Origin of the sequence: Delftia sp. PE138 (assembly GCF_018320755.1) — a bacterium.
Classification (GTDB): Bacteria; Pseudomonadota; Gammaproteobacteria; order Burkholderiales; family Burkholderiaceae_C; genus Comamonas; species Comamonas tsuruhatensis.
Window position 1 is genome coordinate 1,245,291 of sequence record NZ_JABEPN010000001.1, and the last position, 23,354, is coordinate 1,268,644.

Sequence of the window (23,354 nt, forward strand, 5' to 3'; positions counted from 1 at the left end):
CACCCACAGGACTTCCCACATGACCCAAGCCCTCCCCCTGCCCAGCCTGGAACTGGCATCACAGCGCCTGCATGGCGGCGAAACCACCTCGGTGCAGCTGACCGAGCAGGCCCTGGCCCGCACCATGTCGGGGGAAGGCCCCAAGGTGTTCACGCGCGTGTTCCAGGGCGCGGCCCTGGCCGAGGCCCGCGCCAGCGACGTGCTGCGTGCGGCCGGCCTGGCGCGCTCGCCCATCGAGGGCCTGCCGGTCTCGGTCAAGGACCTGTTCGACATCGCCGGCTTTCCCACGCTGGGCGGCTCGCGCCTGCTGGCCGACGCACCGCCCGCGCAGCGCACGGCCGAAGTGGTGCAGCGCCTGCGCCAGGCCGGCGCCGTCATCGTGGGCACGACCAACATGACCGAGTTCGCCTACTCGGGCCTGGGCATCAACCCGCACTACGGCACGCCGCGCAATCCCTGGCAGCGTGACGAGGACGGCGGCCGCATCCCGGGCGGCTCGTCCTCGGGCGCGGCCATCTCGGTCACCGACGGCATGGCCATGGCGGCCATCGGCTCGGACACGGGCGGCTCGGTGCGCATTCCTTCGGCGCTGTGCGGGCTCACGGGCTTCAAGCCCACGGCGCGCCGCGTGAGCATGGAAGGCGTGCTGCCGCTGTCGGCCAACCTGGACTCCATCGGCCCGCTGGCCCCCAGCGTGCGCTGCTGCGCCACGCTGGACGCCATCCTCTCCGGCGAGCCGCTGGGCGAGCTGCATGCCGCGCCGCTGCAGGGCCTGCGCCTGCTGGCACCCACCAACGTGGTGCTGGACGGCATGGACGCCACCGTGGCCGCGGCCTGGGAGCGCACGCTGGCCCGGCTGTCGCAGGCAGGCGCCCACATCACCCATGCCGTGGTCGCGCCCTTCGGCGAGCTGGCCGACATCAATTCCAAGGGCGGCTTCACGGCCGCCGAGGCCTGGGCCTGGCACCGCCACCACATCGCCACGCGCCTGTCCGAGTACGACCCGCGCGTGGGCACGCGCATCCTGCGCGGCAAGGACATCAGCGCGGCCGACTACATCGACCTGCTGGCACGCCGCAGGCAGTGGATTGCCGCCGTGAGCACGCAGATGGCCGACCATGACCTGATCGTCATGCCCACCGTGCCCGTGGTCGCCCCGAAGATCGCCGACCTCACGCAGAGCGACGAGGCCTACTTCGGCGCCAACGGCCTGATCCTGCGCAACCCCACGCTGATCAACTTCCTCGACGGCTGCGCCATCTCCCTGCCCTGCCACCGCGCAGGCGAGGCACCCGTGGGCCTGAGCCTGGCCGGCCTCGGCGGGCAGGACCGGCGACTGCTGTCCGTGGCCCTGGCCGTGGAGCAGCTGCTGGCTTCGGCGCAGGGCTGATCGACCAGACGGCCTCGGGCCTAGCCGCCCAGGCCGCTGCCCGGCAGCCGCGCCACGGCCTGGCCGTGGTTCAGCGCAAAGGCGGCGGCGGTCTCCTCGGCCGCGCGCGCCACCACTTCGGTCAGCGGGTTCTGGTGGTCATTGCGGTAGCAGGCCACCAGCGGCAGCGAGGGGAACTCACGGTCCACGCGCAGCAGGCGCAGGCGCTGCTCGGCCAGCTCGCGCTGGATGATGGCCGGCGGCACGGCGGCCACGCCCAGGCCGTCGCAGACCACGCGGATCATGGTGGCCACCGAGGCAATGCAGTTCAGGTGCACCGAGGCGCTGCTTTCGGTGGAGAACAGTTGCTCGATCACCGCATAGGGCTCGGAGCCGCGCGCAAAGCACATGATGGGAAAGGCCGCCAGCTCGGCCAGGCTCAGGGTCTCGTCGCCAATGCCCAGCTTGGGGCTGCCCACCCACGCCATGGGAAATTCACCCAGCGACAGATGGCCCACGCCGGCCGCCGTCACGGGCTTGGCCTGCAGCGACAGGTCCAGCTGGCCCTTCACCAATTGCTCGGACATGTGCAGCGTGGTGTCGCAGGCAATCTCCACCTGCAGGCGCGGATAGCGCTGCTGCAGCAGCGCCAGGAAATCGGGAAACCAGCTGTGCACGATGGACTCGATGGCGCCGATGCGGATCACGCCCGCATAGGCCTGCTTGTCCAGCATGTCCTCGCGCATCTCGCGCATGAGGCGCAGCATGCGCTCGGCATGGACCAGGGCCTTGGCGCCGTCGGCCGTGAGCGTGACCTCGCGCACGCCACGGTCGAACAGGCGCACGCCGAACTCCTGCTCCAGCGTGGCGATACGGCTGGAGACGGCGGCCTGCGTGGTGTACAGCCGCTCGGCCGTCATGCGGAAATTGCGCAGTTCGGCCAGCAGCACAAAGGTTTCCAGGAACCGTAGATTCATGCGGCGATGTTAGCCGTCCAGGCCATATCGATATAGCCCATGCATGGAACGCCTGCGTGCACAATGCTCCGTGACCGCGCACGCTGGCTGCGCAACACCCCGACTGTCCAACCACCACCCCAAAATCGCGGAGGTCCGATGAGAGCTGACAACATCCTGCAAACGATTGGCAACACGCCCCACGTGCGCATCAACCGCCTGTTCGGCGCCGGTGCCAATGTGTGGATCAAGTCCGAGCGCGGCAACCCCGGCGGCTCCATCAAGGACCGCATCGCGCTGGCCATGGTCGAGGACGCCGAGAAGTCCGGCGCCCTGAAGCCCGGCGGCACCATCATCGAGCCCACCAGCGGCAACACCGGCGTGGGCCTGGCCCTGGTGGCCGCCGTCAAGGGCTACAAGCTGGTGCTGGTCATGCCCGAGAGCATGAGCATCGAGCGCCGCCGCCTGATGCTGGCCTACGGCGCCAGCTTCGACCTCACGCCCAAGGAAAAGGGCATGAAGGGCGCCATCGCCCGCGCCCAGGAGCTGGCCAGCCAGACGCCCGGCGCCTGGATTCCGCAGCAGTTCGAGAACCCCGCCAACATCGATGTGCATGTGCGCACCACCGCCCAGGAAATCCTGGCCGACTTCCCCGAAGGCCTGGATGTGCTGATCACCGGCGTGGGCACGGGCGGCCACCTGACCGGCGTGGCGCGGGTGCTCAAGGCCCAATTCCCCCAGCTCAAGGTCTTCGCCGTGGAGCCTGCCGCCTCGCCCGTGATCTCGGGCGGCCAGCCCTCGCCCCACCCCATCCAGGGCATTGGCGCAGGCTTCGTGCCCAAGAACCTGGACACCAGCCTGCTGGACGGCGTGATCCAGGTCGAAGCCGAACCCGCGCGCGAGTACGCACGCCGCTCGGCCCGCGAGGAAGGCATCCTGGTCGGCATCTCCTCGGGCGCCACCCTGGCCGCCATCGCGCAGAAGCTGCCCGAGCTGCCCGCAGGCGCCAAGGTGCTGGGCTTCAACTACGACACGGGCGAGCGCTACCTGTCGGTGGAAGGCTTCCTGCCGGCCTGACCGCCCTGCCCCCTGAACAAGCCAAAGGCCCTTCGCGGGCCTTTTGTCATGGCAGATCCGTTCAGATCGTCAGGCCCTGAGCCAGGTGCCGCAGCAGCGCATCCACCTTGGGCAGCAACTGGCGGCTGCGCGGCCAGACCAGGTGCAGCGGCAGGCCATCGACTTCGGCGCCGGGCAGCAGCCGCAGCAGGTGGCCATCGCGCAGCGGCGCCTCAACCATCCACGTGGCCAGTTGGGCAATGCCGCAGCCCGCCATCACGGCAGCCACCACCGCTTCGCCATCGCCCAGCACCATGCGCGGCTGCACCGCAATGGCGCCGGCACTGCTCTGCCATGCACTCATGCCTGCATCGGTCCTTCCATAGGCCACGGCATCATGGCCGGCCAGTGCCTGCAGGCTGTCAGGCGCTCCGCGCCGCTCCAGATAGGCAGGCGATGCGCAGAACACCAGCCGCTCCCGCCCCAGCAGACGCTGGCCCAGTCCCGCAGGCAGCTGCACGCTGCCGCCTATGCGCACGGCCACGTCGATGCCTTCGTCCACCACGTCCACGAAGCGGTCCGTGAACGACACCTGGGGCTGCACCGCAGCATGGCGCTGTGCAAACTCCAGCAGCAGCGGCATCACCTTGAGCCGTCCGTACAGCGCCGGCAGGTCCACACGCAGCCTGCCTGCGGGCTCCAGGTGCTCGGCGGCCAGCACCTGCTCGGCCGACTCCAGCTCACCCAGCACGCGCACACAGGTGCGGTAGAAGGCCTCGCCGGCATCGGTCAGCCGCAGCCGCCGCGTCGTACGTTCAAACAGGCGCGTCGCCAGCCGGGCTTCCAGCCGGGCCACGGCCTTGCCCACGGCCGAGCCCGTCAGGTGCAGCCGCTCGGCAGCAGCCGTGAAACTGCCCGCGTCTGCGGTACAGACAAAGGCCTCGATGCCCTTGAGACGCTCCGAAGGAAACATGGCGATGGCGGCTTTCATTCAAGAATCAATTTCCAGTATCTGCAGAAAATTCATCCGAGATAAGAATTCACATCTTAAATAAGCTCGCGGGCCTGTTGTTTCTTTTCCCCGGAGTCTTTGCGCATGTCCCCTGCCCCATCCCTGAACCGCGATGCCCGCCCCTCCATTCCTGCCACCCAAGGCAAGGCCGCCACCGCCGTGCTGGCGGTGGCGGCTTTCGTCATCGTCACAACGGAGTTCCTGATCGTCGGCCTGCTGCCGGCGCTGGCGCGCGACCTGGGCACCAGCGCTGCGGCGGCCGGCCAGCTGGTCACGCTGTTCGCCCTGGTCGTGGCGCTGGCCGGTCCGCCGCTCACGGCCTGGCTGGCACCTGTGGGGCGCAAGCGCCTGTTCGTGGCCATTGCCCTGCTGTTTGCGGGCTCCAATGCGCTGGCGGCCGTGGCGCCCAGCCTGGGCGTGCTGGCACTGGCGCGCCTGCTGCCGGCCATGGCGCTGCCGGTGTTCTGGGGCACGGCCAGCGAAACCGCTGCGCAACTGGCAGGACCGTCACGCGCAGGCCGTGCCGTGGCCAGCGTCTACCTGGGCATTTCTGCGGCGCTGCTGCTGGGCATTCCCCTGGGCACGCTGGCCGCCGATGCCGTGGGCTGGCGCGGCGCCTTCGGCCTGCTGGCCCTGCTGTCGCTGCTGGTGGCCCTGGCCCTGCAATGGAAGATGCCGGCGCTTGAAGGCGCGCCCCGCATGCCCCTGGCGCAGCAGTTGCGCGTGTTGCGCACTCCCCGGTTCCTGGCGCAGATTGCGCTGTCGGTGCTGGTCTTCACGGCCATGTTCACGGCCTATACCTATCTGGCCGAAATCCTGGAGCGCGCCGCCGGCGTGGCACCCGCACGCGTGGGCTGGTGGCTGATGGGATTTGGCGCCGTCGGCCTGGCCGGCAACTGGCTGGGCGGGCGCTGGGCCGAGCGCCACGCGCTGAAAGTCACAGCGGCCCTGTGCCTGGTACTGGCCCTGGGCATGGCGGCCACCGTGCAGCTGGCCCAGGCCCTGCCCTGGCTGGTGGTCGCGCTGGCCGTCTGGGGCGTGGCCAACACGGCCCTGTACCCGGTCTGCCAGATCCGCGTCATGCAATCCGCACCCCAGGCGCAGGCCCTGGCGGGCACGGCCAATGTCTCGGCCGCCAATGCCGGCATTGCGCTGGGTGCCCTTTTGGGCGGATGGGCACTGCAGACCGCAGGCCCTCTGTCCACGGGCCGGGTTGCCGCCGGCCTGGCCATGCTGGCGGCCGTGGCGGCGCTGTGCATGGCACGCTCGGGGCGAGCAAGGCACGCGCACTGCGCATGATCCACTCCATGAAGAGCCAGGACCGGCAATCGCAGCGGCGTGCATTGTTGCTGGCCGCTGCATGCTGCGTTGTCTGCTCGCGCACAAAGTGAACCGCCTCGGGCCTGGACAATCCGTACCGGCGCCGCGACCGCATCCCGGACCGCCGCCTGTGTGCAGCGCAGACGTGACGCCCAGCCCGGCGTAAGACAGTTGTGTGGAGATCTCTTACAAAACATGTTGCGCCCAAAGGTCATGCTGAACGCGCATCGGGCAAACCCGACTCTGGCCTACGATGGTCTGACCAAGGAGTAAAAAAATCTTGTTCGGTTTCTTTGAAAAACGCGTTCCGCCCTATCCCAGCGTCGAGCCCACGGTCCCGCCCAAGGGCTTTTTCGCCTTCATCTGGGCCTGCACGCAAGGCATGCGCGGCTGGATCGCGCTGCTGACCTGCACCTCGGCGCTGCTGGCCGTCTACGAGGCGGCGCTGTTCGCCCTGATGGGCCATGTGGTGGACTGGCTTTCCACCGTGTCGCCGGCAGGCTTCTGGGAGCAGCAGCGCGGCACGGTCTGGGGCATTGCCGCCATCCTCTTGTCCAGCGTGCTGCTGCTGGCCTTTCACACGGCAGTGATGCACCAGGTACTGGCCATCAATTTCCCCATGCGCCTGCGCTGGGTGTTCCACCGGCTGATGCTGGGCCAGAGCATGTCGTTCTATGCGGACGAGTTCGCGGGCCGCATCACCACCAAGATCATGCAGACGGCGCTGTCGGTGCGCGAAGTGGTGTTCATGGTGGTCGATGTGCTGGTGGGCGTGAGCGTCTACATGATCGGCATCCTGGTGCTGGCGGCCAGCTTCGAGTGGCGGCTGATGATTCCGTTCGCGCTGTGGCTGCTGGCCTATATCGGCGCCTGCTTCTACTTTGTTCCGCGCCTGGGCAAGATCGGCAAGGAGCAGGCCGATGCGCGCTCCATGATGACGGGCCGCGTGACCGATGCCTATACCAACATCGCCACCGTCAAGCTGTTCGCCCACACGCGCCGCGAGGCAGAGTACGCGCGCAACGCCATGGACGCCTTCAAGTCCACCGGCTATGCGCAGATGCGGCTGGTCAGCCTGTTCGAGATCACCAACCACCTGATGATCACCCTGCTGCTGGTGGGCTCCACGGGCACGGCGCTGTACCTGTGGTCTGCCGGCCAGGCCAGCGCGGGCGTGGTGGCAGCGGTGATTGCCATGGCGCTGCGGCTGATGGGCTATTCGCACTGGGTGATGTGGCAGATGACGGGCCTGTTCGAGAACGTGGGCACCATCCAGGACGGCATCCTCACGCTGACCAAGCCGCGCACCATCGTGGATGCGCCCGACGCCAGGCCGCTGCAGGTCACGCACGGCGCCATCGCCTTCGAGGACCTGAGCTTTGCCTACAAGGACGGCGGCAAGCAGGTGATCGACCACCTGAACCTGCACATCCGCGCGGGCGAGCGCATTGGCCTGATCGGCCGCTCGGGCGCGGGCAAGTCCACGCTGGTGAACCTGCTGCTGCGCTTCCATGAACCCCAGGGCGGGCGCATCACCATCGACGGGCAGGACATCCGCACCGTCACGCAGGACAGCCTGCGCGGCGCCGTGGGCATGGTGACGCAGGACACCTCGCTGCTGCACCGCTCCATGCGCGACAACATCCTCTACGGCCGCCCCGATGCGACCGAGCAGGAGATGCTGGCCGCCGCGGACAAGGCCGAGGCCTCGGACTTCATCGCCACGCTGACCGACCTCAAGGGCCGCAGCGGCTACGACGCCCAGGTGGGCGAGCGCGGCGTCAAGCTGTCGGGTGGCCAGCGCCAGCGCGTGGCGATTGCGCGCGTGATGCTCAAGGACGCGCCCATCCTGCTGCTGGACGAGGCCACCAGCGCGCTGGACAGCGAGGTCGAGGCCGCCATCCAGCAAAGCCTGGACAGCCTCATGCACGGCAAGACCGTGATCGCCATCGCCCACCGCCTGTCGACCATCGCGGCCATGGACCGGCTCATCGTCATGGACCAGGGCCAGATCGTCGAGCAGGGCACGCACCAGCAACTGCTGGAGCTGGGCGGCATCTACGCCAAGCTGTGGTCGCACCAGAGCGGCGGCTTCCTCGCAGAGCAGGGCTCGGAAGCTGCCAACGCCAACGGCTAGACGCTCGCCGGCTGGTGGACCTGCGGGCCATGGCCGGGCTGCCGCCCGCGTAGCGGCCTCAATCCTCCAGGCCTATGTTCTGCACGATCTTCTTCTCGTCCTCGAACGCCTTCCTGGCGAACGCCGTGTACTCCTGGCTGCCGCGGAACTGCGTGCGCACGCCGTAGTTGCCGACGACCTGGCGGAAGGCCGGGTCGTCCATGGCGGCCTTGATGGCGGCTTCGAGCTTGCGCACGATCTCGGGCGGCAGGCCGCGCGGCCCGGCAATGCCCAAGGGCGAGGGCACATCGAAGGCATAACCGGCCTCGCGGAACGTGGGCACGTTGGCAAAGGCCTCGGGCCGCACCTCGGAGGCCGAGGCCAGCGCGCGCAGCTTGCCCGAGCTCAGGTACGGCAGCACCGTGTTGGCGTACACGCCGGACTTGATGTGGCCGGCCATCAGCGAGTTCAGCGCCTCGGCATCGCCCTTGAAGGGCGCATGCGTGAAGCGTGCGCCCGTGGCCTGCTCCAGCAGCGCCATCACCACGTGGTTGGCCGTGAACTTGCCCGGCGTGCCGTAGTCCACGGCACCCGGATTCTTCTTGGCGAACTCGACCAGGTCCTGCACCGTCTTGAACGGCGAGTCCTGGGGCACGGCCAGCACGAAGTCATAGGTCATGTAGGTGGCGATGTAGCTGAGATCGCGCACCGGGTCGTACTGCACCTTCTGGATGTGCGGCTGGCGGAAGATGCTCACGGGCGCCAGCGTCAGGCGATAGCCGTCCGGCTTGGCCGATCGCATGTCCATCACGCCCATGGACGCGCCCGCGCCGGGCTTGTTCTCGATCACCACGGTCTGCCCCAGCTGCTTGCCCATGCCCTGGGCCAGCGCACGCGCCACCACATCGGTCACGCCGCCCGCGCCGTAGGGCACGACCAGGCTGATGGGGCGGCTGGGATAGCTGTCCTGCGCCCATGCTGCGCCCGTCATCAGGACCGATGCGCACATCCATGCGCCAAACACTCGTCTTTGCATTTCCATCTTCCTCAGAGGCTCACGACCATCGAACTTGCTGCTGTTCAATTTAGATGGATGCATGCCAACCATGGATTCGGGCAAGCCCGTAGCGTTGGGGCTTGTGGGGAAAACGCGCAGCGTGGGTGCGGGGAGTGGAACTCTATAGCGGAGGGTGACGTGGTTACTTGGTTTGCAGAGTTTGCGGGCTGCTTTTTGTGCGCGCCGCGGTGATTGGGGCATGTCTTTGACGTGACACGTATGCCTTCAGAGCGGCTGCCATTCAGGGATGTTTTTTGTCCCTGCCGGGGGCAGGCTATGGACCCCATAAAAGAAAAGCGCCACCAGCATCCCTGCCAGCAGCGCCTTCCTCAGTCAATCATCAGACCGAAATCAGCGAACGGTATCGCCCAGAACAAGCCCTTCACGGCGCGGATCAGCCCCACCTTCCAGCTGCGCCTGCCCATTGCGCTGCACCCGCAAGATGGTGCCAATCCCGCTGGACTGCGCACTGATGGACACCACATGGCCCAGGGCACGCAGGCCGCTGACCAGCGGGTCGTCGTTGCCGCCATTGGCCGTGTTGATGTTGGGGTGCTCGCCGCCCACGTTGGTGGTCGGGCTGTTGGCCGCGCCGAAGTCCACCATCGACGTGGCCTGCTGCGCATCCAGACCCCAGTCCAGCGCGCCGACCAGGGTCTTGGTCACGTACTGGATGATGGTGCTGCCGCCCGGCGAGCCCGTGGCCATCTTGAAGTCGCCGGCGGTGCCGTCGGTCTTCAGGTCGAACACCAGCGTGGGCGCCATGGAGCTGCGCGGGCGCTTGCCCGGCTGCACGCGGTTGGCGACCGGGCCGTCGGCGGTGCTGGGGATGGCCGCGAAGTCGGTCAGCTGGTTGTTGAGCACGAAGCCGCGCGTGACGTGAAAGGACCCCATGCTGGACTCCACCGTGGTCGTCATGCTCAGTGCGTTGCCCTTGGCATCGACGATGCTCATGTGCGTGGTGCCGGCCTCCTTGACGTCGACCACGCCCTGCGAAGGCGTGCCGAAGTTGCCTGCCTGGGCCGTGCCCATGCTCTTGGTCGTGGAGATGAGGGCGGCGCGCTGGCGCAGGTAGCTCTTGTCCAGCATCAGGGCCGGCGAGCCGCCGGGCAGGGACACGAAGTCGGTGTCGGCCACGTACTTGTCACGGTCGGCATAGGCCAGGCGCAGGGCTTCGCTGACCAGGTGCACGCCCATCACCGAAGGCTTGCCGCCCTCGCCATCGATGGCCGTGGGCGCATAGGCCTTGAGGTCGAAGTTCTCCAGAATGCCCATGGCCTGTGCCACGGCGATGCCGCCGGACGACGGCGGCGGCATGCTGCAGACCATGTAGCGCGCGCGGTAGGTGGTGCAGACGGCCTCGCGGCGCTTGGCCTCGTAGCTGGCCAGATCCTGCAGCGTGGTCTTGCCGGGGGTGATGGGCGCACCGTCCGAGACGGTCTGCGTCACGCCCACCTTGCTGACGATGGCCTGGGCCAGGTCGCCACGGTAGAAGGCATCGGCACCGCCCGTGGCGATGCTGCGCAGCGTGTCGGCATAGGGCTGGTTGACGAACTTGGCGCCCAGCGCCAGCGGCTTGCCCTGGGCATCGAAGTACAGCTTGGCGGCATCGGCATCGCGCGCCAGCTCCGTCTTGGAGCCCTCCAGCGCGGCGGCCATGCGGCCGCTGATGGGAAAGCCCTTGCTGGCCAGGTCGATGCCCGAATTGAACAGCTGGGGCCACGCGGTCTTGCCGTAGTCCTTGTGCGCGAGTTCCAGCATGCGCACCACGCCCGGCGTGCCGATGGAGCGGCCGCTGGAGCGCGCCGAAGGCTTTGGCGCGGTCTGGTCGGTGGCATCGTCCACGTAGCGCAGGTAGTTTTCCGTGGCGGCAGCCGGCGCGGTCTCGCGGCCGTCATAGGCCACGACCTTGCCCGTGGCCGCATCGCGGTAGAGCATGAAGGCGCCACCGCCGATGCCGCTGGACTGCGGCTCCACCAGGCCCAGCACCATCTGCACGGCCACGGCCGCATCCACGGCCGAGCCGCCGGACTTGAGCACCTCGCAACCGGCCTTGGACGCCAGCGGGTTGGCCGTGACCACCATGTACTTGGAGGTGTGCAGGGCCTTCTTGCCGAGGCGGTAGCCCGACGAGGGTTCGGGTGCGGCCGGATCACCGGGCAGGCCCGAGCCCACGACCACGCTGCCATCGCCCGAGGTGATGGCGCAGGCGGCCAGGTCGTCCTGGCCCGATCCGCCATTGCCACCACCACCGCCGCACGATGCGAGGAACAGCGGCGTGGCGGCCGCAAGGCCGATCCACTGCCATGCGGGCAGGCGTTGCCTGGAAGGGGGTTGCTTCATGAAATGTCTCCTTGTGGTGCGTGGAATGCGTTGATCTTGTTCACCTGGGGCAGCACCCGCCCGCAGGCTTGCCGCGAGCTTACATCCGTTCCACCACCACTTCGCGCAGATGCAGCCACCCCATCAGAGCGGGACTGAAGGGCCCCGTTCGCGGATGGCCGGCCCTGCATGCAAGGTCCGTGCCCGGATCGGGACGGCACCAGCACCGGAAATATCTGACGGAAAATCCGAACCCGAGCACACCCCAAGGCTGTGCGGCCCGCAGCCTGTGCGGTCGCCCACTTTGGCTTACCATCGCCGGCCCTCTGCTTGATAGGTACAAGCCATGATCCGCGTCTCTGAACTGAAACTGCCCCTGTCGGCGGTGCAATACCACCCCGACAGCCACACCGAATACCTGCCCCTGGAGCCGCTGCGCGCCCTGGCCGCGCGCCAGCTGGGCATTGCCGAGGAGGCCATTGCCTCCGTGCATGTGCACAAGCGCAGCTTCGATGCGCGCAAGTCCGAGCTGCTGGCCGTCTACATCGTCGACCTGACGCTGGCCGACGAGAGCCAGGAAGCCGCACTGCTGGAGCAGTTCTCCAGCCATGCCCATGTGAACCCCACGCCCGACATGCGCTGGCATGCCGTGGGCCAGGCGCCTGCCGACCTGCAGCGCCGGCCCGTGGTGGTGGGCTTCGGGCCCTGCGGCATTTTTGCGGCCCTGGTGCTGGCGCAGATGGGCTTCAGGCCCATCGTGATCGAGCGCGGCCGCTCGGTGCGCGAGCGCACCCAGGACACCTGGGGCCTGTGGCGCAAGCGCGAGCTGGTGCCCGAGTCCAATGTGCAGTTCGGCGAAGGCGGCGCAGGCACCTTCTCCGACGGCAAGCTCTACAGCCAGATCAAGGACCCGCGCCACCTGGGCCGCAAGGTGATGCAGGAATTCGTCACCCACGGCGCGCCGCCCGAGATCCTCTATGCCGCGCATCCGCACATCGGCACCTTCAAGCTGGTGAAGGTGGTCGAGGGAATACGCGAGGAGATCATCCGCCTGGGCGGCGAGATCCGCTTCGGCCAGCGCGTGTGTGACATGCGCATCGAGGGCGAGGGCAAGGACCGCCGTCTCACCGCCCTGGAAGTGCTGGACCAGGACAGCGGCGAGCGCCAGTGGCTGGAGACCGACCATGCCGTGATGGCCCTGGGCCACAGCTCGCGCGACACCTTCGCCATGTTCTACGAGCGCGGCGTGCACATGGAAGCCAAGCCGTTCTCGGTGGGCTTTCGCATCGAGCATCCGCAAAGCGTGATCGACCGCGCGCGCTGGGGCAGGCATGCCGGCCACCCGCTGCTGGGCGCGGCCGACTACAAGCTGGTGCACCACGCCAGCAACGGGCGCGCGGTCTACAGCTTTTGCATGTGCCCGGGCGGCACCGTGGTGGCGGCCACCAGCGAGCCCGAGCGCGTGGTCACCAACGGCATGAGCCAGTACTCGCGCGCCGAGCGCAATGCCAACGCCGGCATGGTCTGCGCCATCGACCCCTGCGACTACCCGCGCGATGCCAAGAGCTTTGCCTGGGCCTTCGACGGCAAGACCCATGGCGTGGAAAACCTCAAGGACGGCGAGCTGCATCCGCTGTCGGGCATCGTGCTGCAGCGCCAGCTGGAGACCAAGGCCTACCTGCTGGGCGGGCGCAACTACAACGCGCCGGGCCAGCTGGTGGGCGACTTCATCGCGGGCAAGGAATCGGCCGCGCTGGGCGAGGTCGAGCCCTCCTACAAGCCCGGCATCACGCTGACCAACCTGCACCACGTGCTGCCGGCCTATGCCATCGAGGCCATGCGCGAGGCGCTGCCCGCCTTCGGCAAGAAGATCCGCGGCTACGACATGCACGATGCCGTGCTCACCGGCGTGGAAACGCGCACCTCCTCGCCCGTGAAGATCGAGCGCGGCGCGGACTTCCACAGCCTGAACACGCGCGGCCTGTACCCGGCCGGCGAAGGCGCCAGCTACGCGGGCGGCATCCTGTCGGCCGGCGTGGATGGCGTGAAGGTGGGCGAGGCCGTGGCCTGCGCCATCCTCGGGCTGCCCCTGCCCTCGTCGGGTGCACGCGGCTCCGGTGGCGCAGCATGACACCGCGTCCGCCCCGTTTCGCCGCCCCCTCGCGCACCCAGCTGCTGGCCGCCATTGCGGCCATGGGCGTGGTGGTGCTGTCGTCCAACATCCTGGTGCAGTACGCCATCAACGACTGGCTGACCTGGGGCGCCATCACCTATCCGTTCGCCTTCCTGGTGAGCGAGCTGGTCAACCGCAGCTTCGGCCCGCAGCAGGCCCGGCGCGTGGCCTGGGTGGGCTTTGCCGTGGCCGTGGCCGCCTCGCTGGTGCTGGCGCCGCCGCGCATCGCGCTGGCCTCGGGTGCGGCCTTCATTGCCTCGCAGTGGCTGGACATCGGCGTGTTCCACCGCCTGCGTGCGGGCCGCTGGTGGCGTGCCCCCCTGGTGGCCACGCTGCTGGCCGCCTGCCTGGACACCTTCCTGTTCTGGAGCATCGCCTTCGCGGGCGCCGCCGAGCCCTGGGTGACCTGGGCCCTGGGCGACCTGGGCGTGAAGCTGGTGCTGGGCGTGGCACTGCTGCTGCCGTTCCGCCTTGCCATCGCCCGGTGGTGGAAAGGCCCATCGGCAATCGCCAGCGCCAAATAAAGCCGACGCGGTTCGCACGGACTCGATCTCAAGCCAGGGGCTCCGTGCAACGGGATGCGGCTTCCGCCGCTCAGGGCGAGTCGAATAACTATGGGTTGCGCTGCAGATAGTCCACGGCCAGCGCGGCCAGTGAGCGCGCACCCGTGGGCAGTTGCTTCTCGTCGATGTCGAACAGCGGCGAGTGGTTGGACGGCGCCTTCGCGAAATCCTGGCCTGCCGGCGGCGCGCCCAGGAAGTAGAAGAAGCCCGGAACCACCTTCTGGAACTCCGAGAAATCCTCGGAGCCGCTGACCTTGGGAATCACCATGGCCTTGCCGCCCATGGCCAGCTTGAGCGCGGGCAGCGAGGCCTCGGTCAGTGCGGCGGGGTTGGTGGTCACCGGATAGGCCACGGGACCGAAACGCACCTTGGCCTTGGCGCCGCTGGAGGCCGCGATCTGCTCGGCCGTGGCGGTGATGCGCTTGTGTGCCTCCTGGCGCATGTCCTCGTCGAAGGTGCGCAGCGTGCCCTGCATCTCCACGTTGTCCGGGATGATGTTGTAGCGCGTGCCGCCCTGGATGGAGCCGATCGTCAGCACGGCGGGCTCCAGGCTGATGTTGAGCTGGCGGCTGACCACGGTCTGCAGGCCCAGCACCACCTGGCTGGCCGCGACGATGGGATCGACCGCATTCCACGGCGACGAGCCATGGCCGCCCCGGCCCTCGACCTGGATGCTGAGGCTGTCCGAACCCGCCATCAGCGGCCCGCTGCGGTAGCCCACCATGCCCGACGGCAGGTTGGACGTGATGTGCAGGCCGTAGATGGCCTGCACGTCCTTGAGCACGCCGGCCTCCACCATGGCCTTGGCGCCGAAGCTGGGCACATGGCCGTGGGCATCGGCCTCCACCGGGGCGCCTTCCTCGGCGGGCTGGAAGATGAACTTCACCGTGCCGGGCAGCTTGGCGCGCATGCCGGCCAGCGCCTCGGCCGCGCCCATGAGCATGGCCACGTGGGCATCGTGCCCGCAGGCATGCATGACCGAAACCTCCTTGCCCATGTACTGGGCCTTGGCCTTGGAGGCAAAGGGCAGGCCGGTCTTCTCGGCCACGGGCAGCGCATCCATGTCGGCACGCAGCGCCACGGTCTTGCCCGGCCGGCCGCCGCGCAGCACGCCCACCACGCCCGTGCCGCCCACGCCGGTCTGCACCTCCATGCCCAGGCGGCGCAGGTGATCGGCCACCACCTTGGCCGTGCGTTCTTCCTGGCCCGACAGTTCGGGGTGCTGGTGGATGTCGCGGCGCCACTCCACCATCTTGGGCGCCAGCGGCTGGATGGCGGCATCCAGGGCCGCCAGGCCCTGTGCATCGAGCCCCTGGGCGCTGGCCGCCAGTGGCAGGCCGCAGGTCAGCAGCCCGGCCAGGGCGATGGAGCGCAGGCCTGTGCGCGGGAAGGAGGAAGGCTTTGTCTCGGCGCTGGTGTGGAGCATCTTCGTGGTCCTGGAAAGTGGCACAAGCAGCCATGCTAAAAGTGAAGCACGTATGACGGGCACGTCAAAATCGCCATTCGAGGAGCCAGAATCGCCATGCCCCGGACCTTTGTCATCGAGCTGCCCTGCCTGGAGCACAGCGCCATCGGCCATGCAGCGCACCTGATCGAAATGCTGCGCAGCGCCAACCTGGTCGCCAGCCTGCGCCTGGGCCGGCGCGCGCCACGCTTTGGCTGGCGCTGGGTCGACGGCCAGGGCCGGCCCCTGCCTGCCATGCCGCATGCGGCCGAAGGCGCGGCAGCCGAGGGGCCCGCGCAGGCCGTCTTCGTGAGCGCGCTGCACTGCCCTGACATCCCGTCCATCCGCGACATCGTCGCCGCGCATCCGGCCCTCGTGCGCCGCATCACCACGGCCTTCGACCAGGGCCTGGCCGTCTGCACGCTGGGCAGCGCCGCCTGGTTTGCGGCAGCGGGCGGCCGCTGCCAGGGCCGGCTTGTGGCCCTGCCCTGGTATTTCATGGGCGGCTTCGGCCTGGACTTCCCGGGCATCGAACTGGCCGAGGGCCAGCCCTTCGTGGACGACAGGCCCTGGCTCAGCGCCTCCCACCCCGAGGCCCTGGCACCCATGGCCGTTGCGCTCACCCGCCATGCCTTCGGCGACGACCTGGCCGCAGCGCTGGCCGCCGTGCTGCAGCCCGATGCCCAGCGCGAACGCGCCACCCGCGCCGCCCTGCAGGACCGCCGCATTCCCGCCACGCGCAACAGCGTGCTGGCCCACGCCATCGCCTGGCTGGAGGCGCGCGTGGAGCAGCCCTATGACCTGCAGGCCCTCGCGGACGCGGCATCCACCAGCCCGCGCACCCTGCTGCGCCACTTCCAGCAGGAACTGGGCCACAGCCCGCTGGACCACCTGCACCGCCTGCGCTGCGCGCGGGCTCGGGTGCTGCTGGAGATCACGCTGGAGAGCGTGCCGTCCGTGGCGCTGGCCTGCGGGTATGGGGATGCCTCGGCCTTTCGGCGGGTGTTCTTGCGGTATGTGGGGATGGCGCCTGCGGCCTATCGGGAAAGGCATGCGTTGAGGGCGCCGAGGAGGCGGTGGAGGGTGGGGGCTGCTTGATTGTTTTTGCCCCTGCCGGGTCAAAAAACAGACCCGAGAACAAGAAAGACTCAGTCCACCGTCACCTTCGCCTCCCGAATCACCCTCCCCCACTTCTCCGTCTCGGCAGCAATGAACCGATCGCACTCCTCAGGCGTGGACCCCTCCGCAAACGTCCCCATCAACTGCTCCAGCCGCTGCGACACCTCGGCACTGCGGATGATGCGCGACACCTCGGCAGACATGCGCTGCACGATCTCGCGCGGCACGCCGGCCGGCGCGATCATGGCCGCCCAGGTGCTGCCCAGCAGGCCGTCGTAGCCCTGCTCCACGAAGGTGGGCACGTCGGGCAGCGCGGCCAGGCGCTTGTCGCTGGCCACGCCGATGAGGCGGATGCGGCCGGCCTTGGCGGGCTGGATGAGGTTGGGCGGCGGGTCCAGGAACAGCGGGATCTGGCCGCCCATGAGGTCGGCCAGCGCGGGCGCGGCGCCCTTGTAGGGCACGTGGACCATGTCCGTCCTGGTGAGCAGCTTCATCAGCTCGGTGGTCAGGTGGGCGCTGGAGCCGCTGCCCGAGGAGCCGAAGCCCACCTTGCCGGGATTGGCCTTGGCATAGGCGATCAGCTCGGGCGTGGTCTTGAAGGGCGCGTTCATGGCCACGGCAGCGACCAGGGGCGAGACGCCCATGAGCGAGACGCCGACCAGGTCCTTCTTCGGGTTGTAGGGCAGCTTGGGATAGAGCGTGGTGTTGGCCGCATAGGCCGCGATGACCACGCCGAAGGTGTGCCCGTCCGGCGCGGCCTTGGCGATCTGGTCCACGCCGATGATGCTGTTGGCGCCGGGCTTGTTCTCCACGATGACGGGCTGGCCCAGGGCCTTCTGCAGGCCGACCTGCAGCAGGCGCGCCATCTGGTCGGTGAAGCCGCCTGCCGTGTACGGAACGATGATGCGGATGGGCTTGGAGGGCCAGGGGCTCTGGGCCCAGGCCGAGGGGGCCAGCACGGTGGTGGCTGCTGCAGCGGCGGCAGCGGTCGATTGCAAAAAGCCGCGGCGGGAAGTCGAAGGCATGGTGTCTCTGGATTCTTCTAAGGGAAAAACGCCGCGCAACAGCGCGGCGTTTGGTGGAAAACAAGGCTCAATACCCCCGCGCCACATCCACAAGGTTGAGCAGAGGCTCGCCCGCGCGCAGGCGGCGCAGGTTCTCCAGGCACTGGCGCGCCACGGTGTCGGCCGAGGCCTGGGCCGCGATGTGCGGCGTGACAAAGGCCTTGGGATGGCCCCAGACCTTGTTGCCGGGCTGGGGCGGCTCGTCGCGCAGCACGTCCAGCGCGGCGCCGGCCAGGTGGCCTTCGTCGAGCAGGGCCAGCAGGTCGTCTTCCACCACCTGTTCGCCGCGCCCCACGTTGATGAAGTAGGCACCGCGCGGCAGCAGGGACAGGGTGCGGCGATCCAGCAGGTCGCGCGTCTCGGGCGTGAGCGGCAGGGCGCAGACCAAGATGTCGCTGGTGGACAGCAGCTGCTTCAGACCTTCGGCACCGCTGTGCGTGGCCAGGCCTGCAATGCTCTTGGCGCTGCGGCTCCAGCCTGCGACGGGGTAGCCGATGGCCTGCAGGGCGCCGGCCACGAAGCGGCCGACCTCGCCCAGGCCCAGGATGCCCACGCGGCAGTCTGCGCTGGCGCGCACGGGGCGGCGCAGCCAGTCGCCGGCCTGCTGCTGGCGCGCGAACAGGTCCAGCTCGCGCGTGTGGCGCAGCGCGGTGCCGACCACGTACTGGGCGATCTCCACATGCTGCTGCGGATCGACGGTGCGCGCCACGGGCAGGCCGGCCGGCAGGTCGGGCACGGCCAGCAGCTTGTCCACGCCCGCGCTGGGTGCGCACAGCAGCTTCAGGCCCGGATAGGCCGGCAGCACGCCCGGCTTGAGGCTCCAGGCGAGCATGGCCTCGACCGCATCGGCCGGCGCCTCTTCGCGGTGGCCCCAGACCTGCACGCCGGGCGCCAGCGCGCGCAGCGAGTCGACGATGGGCGCGCCCATGCTCGGATGGATGTTGACCAGAATTCCCATGGTTTCCTTCAGTCCTTGTAAGAAGGGTCTATGCGGTCCAGGCGGCGCAGCAGGCCGGGCCAGGCCAGGCCTGCGCCCTTGCCCTTGGTGACCTGGCGCGACTGGTTGACCGCGTCGGCAATGATGTCCTGCGGGATGCGCGTGAGCTCGCCGCCGCCCGACTGCGCCAGGATCTGGATGCGGCAGGCCGACTCCAGCGTGTACATGGCCAGCACGGCCTCGGCCACGTTGCGGCCGCAGGTCAGCAGGCCGTGGTTGCGCAGGATGAGGAAGTTGCTGGCGCCCAGGTCATCGACCAGGCGCGGCTTCTCGTCGTCGCGCAGGGCCACGCCTTCGTAGTCGTGGTAGGCCAGGCGCGCCAGCGGGAAGATGGACTGCTGCGAGATGGGCAGCAGCCCCTCCTTCTGCGCCGAGACGGCCACGCCGTAGCGCGTGTGCGTGTGCAGCACGCACTGCACCTCGGGACGGCCGTCGTGGATGGCGCTGTGGATGACGAAGCCGGCCGGGTTGACGTCGTACTCGGTCTCCATCAGCGGCCGGCCTTCGTGATCGACCTTGACCAGGCTGGAGGCCGTGATCTCGTCGAACAGCATGCCGTAGGGGTTGATCAGGAACTGGTCGGGCTGGCCCGGCACGCGCGCCGAGATGTGGGTGAAGATCAGGTCGTCCCAGCCGAAGTGGGCGACCAGCCGGTAGGCGGCGGCCAGCTCGATGCGGGTCTGCCATTCCTCGGCCGTCACCTGGCGGCGGACCTCGGACATCGTGGTGTCGTTGCTCATGGGGTGTACCTCTTGGTGGACATCGTGGTGGACATCGTTTGGAGAAAGCATCCGCCGGTTCAGCGCCCCGTCGCGTACTGGTCGCGCAGCTCGCGCTTGAGCACCTTGCCGATGGCGCTGCGCGGCAGCTCGGCAATGAAGCGCAGGTCCGCCAGGCGCTGGGTCTTGCCGGCCCGCTGGTTGTACCAGCCCATGATGTCCTCGGGCAGGGCCGGCTGCCCCGCGCGCGACACCACGTAGGCCACGGGCGTCTCGCCCCATTGCTCGGAGGGCACGCCGACCACGGCCACGTCGTCCACGGCCGGGTGGGCGCGCAGCTGGGTCTCCAGGTCGCTGGGGTAGATGTTGAAGCCGCCGCTGATGATCATGTCCTTGCGGCGGTCGAACAGGGTGAGGAATCCATCGGCATCGAAGCGGCCCACGTCGCCCGTGCGGATGAAGCGCTTGCCCGTAGGGTCGAACCATTCGGCCTCGCGCGTCTTGGCAGGCTGGCCGTGGTAGCCGGTCATCATGCTGGCCGAATGGCCCACGACCTCGCCATCCGCGCCCGGGGCGACCTCGCGGCCGTCCTCGTCGATGAGGCGGATGTCATGGCCCTCGGCGGGCTTGCCCACGGTGTGCAGCTTGTCCGGGTGCAGATGGGCTTCGAGGATGCAGGTGCCGCCGCCTTCGGTCATGCCGTAGAACTCGGTCAGGCTGCCGGGCCAGCGCGCCACCACGTCGGCCTTGAGCTCGGCCCGGAACGGCGCGCTGGTGCAGAACTTGGCGCGGAAGCTGGACAGGTCATGCTCGCCGAACTGCGGCAGCGCCATGATGCGCTGGTACTGCACGGGCACCAGCATGGTGTGGGTGACGCGGTGCTGCTGGGCCAGCTGCAGGTAGCGGGCCGCGTCGAATTTGGGCATCAGCACCACGCAGCCGCCGCTGCCCAGCGTGGGGAAGAACACCACCAGCGTGGTGTTGGAGTACAGCGGCGTGGCCAGCAGCGTCGTGCCCTCGGGGCCGTAGCCGTAGACGCTGCCCCGGTTGATGTGGGCCCAGCGCATGCCGTGCGACTGCACGATGCCCTTGGGGGTGCCCGTGGTGCCCGAGGAATAGATGATGTTGAACGGCGCGGCTGGCTCCACGCTCACGGGCGCGGGCTGCGCGCCTTCGGGCGCCAGCCAGTCGTCAAAGGCCCGGCCGGGCGCGGCGCCGTCCAGCGAGATGCATTGCAGGGCGCCGTCGGCAGGCACCAGGTCCTGGGCCGCCTTGTCGAGGAACAGGTGGCGCGCCTGGGCATCGCGCAGCATGGAGGCCAGGCTGTCGGCCGTGGAGGACGGCGCCAGCGGCGCAACCACCACGCCCGCGCGCAAGGCGCCCAGGAACAGGGCGGCATAGCGCACCGAGTTCAACGCGCAGATGGCAATCGCCTGGCCAGGCTGCACGCCGTCGCGCTGCAGCGCGGCGGCCACGCGGTCCATGAGGGCGTCAAGCTGCGCGTAGCTCAGCGTCTGCTGGTCGTCGCGCAGCGCGGCATGGGCGGGCTGCTGGCGCGCGTGGCTGCGGATCAGCTCGGCCAGCGTGGTGAAGGGCGCATCGGGCGAAGGCAGGGAGACAGTCATGAGGGACTCCGTTTCACGAATTCACGAATCTCAAGCGGACTGCGCCCGCCAGCCCCCTGGCCCTGCGGGCGCATTGGAGGACAGGCCTACTTGGCGGCCAGGCCCAGGCGGTCGATCAGGACCTTGTCCTTGGCATACGCCTCGCGCACCCACTGCGCATAGTCGGCGCCGGAGCGGTACCAGGCGTCCTGGTTCAGCTGCTTGAGCACCTCGATGTGGCGCGGGTCATCCATGGCTTTCTTGAAGGCGTCGTGCAGCTTGCGCACCACGGCCGGGTCCATGCCCTTGGGGCCGGCCAGTCCGTAGGGCGAGGTGGAGACCACGCCATAGCCCAGCTCCTTGGCCGTGGGCACGTCGGGCCAGCGCTGGGTGCGCTTTTCGCCGAAGGTCATGAGCAGGCGCATCTGGCCGCCATCCACATAGGTGTCCCAGCCCGAGGCATCGCTTTGCGCGGCCACGTGGCCGCCCAGCAGGGCCTGCTGCAGGTCGGCGTTGCCCTTGAAGGGCACGTGGTTGAGCGTGACCTTGGCGTTCTCGGCCAGCTCCTCCATCAGCAGGTGGGGCGAGGAGCCTATGCCGGTGGAGCCGTACTCGATCTTGCCGGGGCTCTTGCGCGCGGCGGCAATGTATTCGTTGAAGCTCTTGTAGGGCGAGTCCGAGCGCACCGTGAAGCCGAAGGTGTAGCCCGAGACGCCAATGATGTAGGTGAAGTCCGTGACCGGGTTCCAGGCCGTCTTCTGCATGTGCGCCATGCGCAGCATGGACATGGGGAACTGGGTGATGGTGTAGCCATCGGGCTTGGCCGTGCGGGACATGTTGCCCGGGCCCAGCGTGCCGCCCGCGCCGGGCTTGTTCTCCACGATGATGGCCTGACCCAGCTGCTTGCCCGCGATGTCGGCCAGGGTGCGCATGTGGCGGTCGGTGGAGCCGCCTGCGGGGAAGGGCACGATCAGCGTGATCGGGCGCGTGGGAAAGTCGCTGGCCTGGGCCCATGCCGGCGCGCTGGCGCCCGTGGTGGCCACAAAGACAACAGCCGCAAGCGCAAGGCTGCGGCGGCCAATGGAAATCTGCATGTCTGTCTCCTGCATCTCTGAACCAGGTGGGGCCGGGGCACATGCCTTGTGTGCCGCTCTGGCCAGGGCCCGGATACTTCACCGGGCCCGTTGGCACCGCCTCCCGGTGCGGCGCCTTGCGTTCTTACAGCGACTGCACCAGCTCGGGCACGGCCTGGAACAGGTCGGCTTCCAGGCCGTAGTCGGCCACCGAGAAGATCGGTGCCTCGGGGTCCTTGTTGATCGCCACGATCACCTTGGAGTCCTTCATGCCGGCCAAGTGCTGGATGGCGCCGGAAATACCGGCCGCAATGTACAGCTGGGGCGCCACGATCTTGCCGGTCTGGCCGACCTGCAGGTCATTGGGCGCATAGCCTGCGTCCACCGCTGCGCGGCTGGCGCCGATGGCGGCGCCCAGCTTGTCGGCCAGCGGGGTCATGACCTCGTTGAACTTCTGCACCAGCTCGGGCACGGCCTGGAACAGGTCGGCTTCCAGGCCGTAGTCGGCCACCGAGAAGATCGGTGCCTCGGGGTCCTTGTTGATCGCCACGATCACCTTGGAGTCCTTCATGCCGGCCAAGTGCTGGATGGCGCCGGAAATACCGGCCGCAATGTACAGCTGGGGCGCCACGATCTTGCCGGTCTGGCCGACCTGCAGGTCATTGGGCGCATAGCCTGCGTCCACCGCTGCGCGGCTGGCGCCGATGGCGGCGCCCAGCTTGTCGGCCAGCGGGGTCATGACCTCGTTGAACTTCTCGCTGCTGCCCAGCGCGCGGCCGCCGGAGACGATGATCTTGGCGGCCGTCAGCTCGGGGCGGTCGCTCTTGGTCACTTCACGGCCCACGAAGCTGCTCTTGCCGCTGTCGCCAGCGGCGGCCAGCTGCTCCACCTGGGCGCTGCCGCCCGTGGTGGCCGCTGCGTCAAAGCCCGTGCCACGCACGGTGATGACCTTGATCTTGTCGCTGCTTTGCACCGTGGCAATGGCGTTGCCCGCGTAGATGGGGCGCTCGAAGGTGTCGGCGCTGTCCACCTTGGTGATGTCGCTGATCTGGGCCACGTCCAGCTTGGCGGCCACGCGCGGCGCGGCGTTCTTGCCGCTGGCGGTGGCGGGGAACAGGATGTGGCTGTAGTTCGAGGCAATCGCCAGCACTTGCGCCGCGATGTTCTCGGCCAGGCCGTCCTTCAGGCTGGCGCCGTCGGCGTGGATGACCTTGGACACGCCAGCGATCTGGGCCGCAGCCTGCGCAGCGGCGCCGGCATTCTCGCCCGCCACCAGCACATGCACGTCGCCGCCGCAGGCCAGGGCCGCAGTGACGGTGTTGAGCGTGGCGCTCTTGATGGAAGCGTTGTCGTGTTCTGCAATAACGAGGGATGTCATGTCGCTGTCTTC

18 protein-coding genes are annotated in these 23,354 nt (G+C 68.7%); 7 read left to right on the forward strand and 11 right to left on the reverse strand.

Annotation, left to right across the window (positions count from 1 at the left end; all coding sequences use genetic code 11):
- Positions 1-19: 19 nt before the first annotated feature.
- Positions 20-1,390: an amidase gene (locus HFGMBDPB_RS05615; protein ID WP_212645047.1), complete on the forward strand. Its 1,371-nt coding sequence runs from the start codon at positions 20-22 to the stop codon at positions 1,388-1,390.
- Positions 1,391-1,410: 20 nt separating this feature from the next.
- Here HFGMBDPB_RS05615 and HFGMBDPB_RS05620 read toward each other — a convergent pair whose 3' ends face one another.
- On the reverse strand, positions 1,411-2,346 hold the full coding sequence (locus HFGMBDPB_RS05620) for a LysR family transcriptional regulator (RefSeq protein ID WP_047470973.1): 936 nt from the start codon (positions 2,344-2,346) through the stop codon (positions 1,411-1,413).
- 138 nt (positions 2,347-2,484) lie between these two features.
- Here HFGMBDPB_RS05620 and cysK point away from each other — a divergent pair, with 138 nt between their 5' ends.
- Positions 2,485-3,402, forward strand: a complete 918-nt coding sequence (gene cysK / locus HFGMBDPB_RS05625) for a cysteine synthase A (RefSeq protein WP_016448056.1) — start codon at positions 2,485-2,487, stop codon at positions 3,400-3,402.
- A gap of 61 nt (positions 3,403-3,463) precedes the next feature.
- Here the strand turns inward: cysK and HFGMBDPB_RS05630 are convergent, their stop codons facing one another.
- Positions 3,464-4,372 carry a LysR family transcriptional regulator gene (locus HFGMBDPB_RS05630; RefSeq protein WP_017406936.1) on the reverse strand — a complete coding sequence of 303 codons (909 nt, stop codon included), beginning with the start codon at positions 4,370-4,372 and terminating at the stop codon, positions 3,464-3,466.
- A 105-nt stretch (positions 4,373-4,477) separates the two neighbouring features.
- Here HFGMBDPB_RS05630 and HFGMBDPB_RS05635 point away from each other — a divergent pair, with 105 nt between their 5' ends.
- Positions 4,478-5,692 carry an MFS transporter gene (locus HFGMBDPB_RS05635; protein ID WP_212645048.1) on the forward strand — a complete coding sequence of 405 codons (1,215 nt, stop codon included), beginning with the start codon at positions 4,478-4,480 and terminating at the stop codon, positions 5,690-5,692.
- A gap of 301 nt (positions 5,693-5,993) precedes the next feature.
- Positions 5,994-7,850, forward strand: coding sequence for an ABC transporter ATP-binding protein (locus HFGMBDPB_RS05640; protein WP_016448059.1), 1,857 nt, complete (start codon positions 5,994-5,996; stop codon positions 7,848-7,850).
- 58 nt (positions 7,851-7,908) lie between these two features.
- On the opposite strand, the gene HFGMBDPB_RS05645 is transcribed toward HFGMBDPB_RS05640, so the two are convergent.
- Together HFGMBDPB_RS05645 and ggt are read right to left on the reverse strand one after the other, a co-directional pair.
- Positions 7,909-8,865, reverse strand: a complete 957-nt coding sequence (locus HFGMBDPB_RS05645; protein ID WP_016448063.1) for a tripartite tricarboxylate transporter substrate binding protein — start codon at positions 8,863-8,865, stop codon at positions 7,909-7,911.
- A gap of 372 nt (positions 8,866-9,237) precedes the next feature.
- Complete coding sequence (ggt, locus tag HFGMBDPB_RS05650; RefSeq protein ID WP_016448064.1) at positions 9,238-11,229, reverse strand: gamma-glutamyltransferase; 1,992 nt, start codon at positions 11,227-11,229, stop codon at positions 9,238-9,240.
- Between the two features lie 325 nt (positions 11,230-11,554).
- On the opposite strand from ggt, the gene HFGMBDPB_RS05655 reads away from it, so the two are divergent.
- Together HFGMBDPB_RS05655 and HFGMBDPB_RS05660 are read left to right on the forward strand one after the other, a co-directional pair.
- Complete coding sequence (locus tag HFGMBDPB_RS05655; protein WP_212645049.1) at positions 11,555-13,339, forward strand: NAD(P)/FAD-dependent oxidoreductase; 1,785 nt, start codon at positions 11,555-11,557, stop codon at positions 13,337-13,339.
- Positions 13,336-13,905 (forward strand): VUT family protein, encoded by a 570-nt coding sequence (locus tag HFGMBDPB_RS05660; protein ID WP_016454772.1) that lies wholly within the window; start codon positions 13,336-13,338, stop codon positions 13,903-13,905. The genes HFGMBDPB_RS05655 and HFGMBDPB_RS05660 overlap by 4 nt, the downstream gene beginning before the upstream one ends.
- Before the next feature lie 88 nt (positions 13,906-13,993).
- On the opposite strand, the gene HFGMBDPB_RS05665 is transcribed toward HFGMBDPB_RS05660, so the two are convergent.
- Positions 13,994-15,370, reverse strand: a complete 1,377-nt coding sequence (locus tag HFGMBDPB_RS05665) for an amidohydrolase (RefSeq protein ID WP_074924319.1) — start codon at positions 15,368-15,370, stop codon at positions 13,994-13,996.
- A gap of 96 nt (positions 15,371-15,466) precedes the next feature.
- Between HFGMBDPB_RS05665 and HFGMBDPB_RS05670 the strand changes: the two genes are divergently transcribed.
- Positions 15,467-16,486, forward strand: coding sequence for a GlxA family transcriptional regulator (locus HFGMBDPB_RS05670; RefSeq protein WP_212645050.1), 1,020 nt, complete (start codon positions 15,467-15,469; stop codon positions 16,484-16,486).
- 50 nt (positions 16,487-16,536) lie between these two features.
- On the opposite strand, the gene HFGMBDPB_RS05675 is transcribed toward HFGMBDPB_RS05670, so the two are convergent.
- The 6 genes from HFGMBDPB_RS05675 to HFGMBDPB_RS05705 form a co-directional block, all read right to left on the reverse strand.
- Complete coding sequence (locus tag HFGMBDPB_RS05675) at positions 16,537-17,532, reverse strand: tripartite tricarboxylate transporter substrate binding protein (RefSeq protein WP_212645051.1); 996 nt, start codon at positions 17,530-17,532, stop codon at positions 16,537-16,539.
- A 67-nt stretch (positions 17,533-17,599) separates the two neighbouring features.
- Positions 17,600-18,529 carry a 2-hydroxyacid dehydrogenase gene (locus tag HFGMBDPB_RS05680; protein WP_074924314.1) on the reverse strand — a complete coding sequence of 310 codons (930 nt, stop codon included), beginning with the start codon at positions 18,527-18,529 and terminating at the stop codon, positions 17,600-17,602.
- 8 nt (positions 18,530-18,537) lie between these two features.
- Positions 18,538-19,308: a class II aldolase/adducin family protein gene (locus HFGMBDPB_RS05685; protein WP_012203336.1), complete on the reverse strand. Its 771-nt coding sequence runs from the start codon at positions 19,306-19,308 to the stop codon at positions 18,538-18,540.
- A 59-nt stretch (positions 19,309-19,367) separates the two neighbouring features.
- Positions 19,368-20,912, reverse strand: coding sequence for a class I adenylate-forming enzyme family protein (locus HFGMBDPB_RS05690; protein ID WP_133074113.1), 1,545 nt, complete (start codon positions 20,910-20,912; stop codon positions 19,368-19,370).
- Positions 20,913-20,998: 86 nt separating this feature from the next.
- Positions 20,999-21,985: a tripartite tricarboxylate transporter substrate binding protein gene (locus HFGMBDPB_RS05695; RefSeq protein ID WP_016450812.1), complete on the reverse strand. Its 987-nt coding sequence runs from the start codon at positions 21,983-21,985 to the stop codon at positions 20,999-21,001.
- 124 nt (positions 21,986-22,109) lie between these two features.
- Positions 22,110-23,342, reverse strand: a complete 1,233-nt coding sequence (locus HFGMBDPB_RS05705) for an FAD-binding protein (RefSeq protein WP_502757456.1) — start codon at positions 23,340-23,342, stop codon at positions 22,110-22,112.
- Positions 23,343-23,354: the final 12 nt, after the last annotated feature.